A 358-nucleotide genomic window follows, 5' to 3' on the forward strand; every position below is an offset into this window, starting at 1 on the left:
CGGTGCCGCTCAGCGGGGTGATTCACACCGCCGGGGTCCTGGATGACGCGGTTCTGGGCGGGCTGACTCCGGGGCGGTTGGACACGGTGTTGCGTCCGAAGGCGGATGCGGCCACGCATCTGGATGAGCTGACGCGCGGGCTCGGGCTGGCGGCGTTCGTCGTGTTCTCCTCGGGCGCGGGGGTGCTGGGTACTCCGGGGCAGGGAAACTACGCGGCGGCGAACTGCTATCTCGACGCTTTGGCCGCCAGGCGGCGGGCGGCCGGTGAGGCCGCGGTATCCCTGGCCTGGGGTTACTGGGCTGAGGCGAGCACGATGACCGGGCATCTGACTCAGGCTGATCTGGCTCGCATGAGCCG

At 70.4% G+C, this 358-nt stretch carries 1 protein-coding gene; it reads left to right on the forward strand.

The genetic code is table 11. The features are described from left to right. Positions 1–358, forward strand: a 358-nt coding sequence (locus tag MXD61_RS05875; RefSeq protein ID WP_248811817.1) for a KR domain-containing protein, incomplete at both ends; no start/stop codon positions are given.

The sequence above is a fragment of the Frankia sp. AgPm24 genome (assembly GCF_023243055.1).
Classification (GTDB): Bacteria; Actinomycetota; Actinomycetes; order Frankiales; family Frankiaceae; genus Frankia; species Frankia umida.